General features: G+C 64.8%; 1 protein-coding gene. It reads left to right on the top strand.

The genetic code is table 11. From position 1 onward, the window contains the following. On the top strand, positions 1 to 284 hold a 284-nt coding region (locus G9G57_RS25415; protein WP_164965695.1), incomplete at both ends, for an AMP-binding protein.

Raw genomic sequence — 284 nt, 5'->3', positions numbered from 1 at the left:
TCGACCCGGATTACCCGGCGGAGCGCGTGCGGTTCATGCTCGAAGACAGCGGAGCGAAGGTGCTGCTGACGCAAACGCTGCTGCGAGATCGCGCCGAAGCCTGGCTCGACGAAGAGGAGCTGGCGCTGGCGGCGGTGCTGTACCTGGACGACGAAGCGTCGTACAGCGAGGAGCGGGCGAATGCCGACAGCTTCCATGAAGCCCGTTCGGAGGATCTGGCGTACGTGATCTATACGTCGGGAACGACGGGCAAGCCGAAGGGCGTGATGATCGAGCACCGCAGC

The organism is Paenibacillus sp. EKM211P, assembly GCF_011066175.1.
GTDB lineage: Bacteria > Bacillota > Bacilli > Paenibacillales > Paenibacillaceae > Paenibacillus > Paenibacillus polymyxa.
Note: the sequence above shows the minus strand (reverse complement) of the source record. Positions and strands in the feature narration are given on the sequence as shown.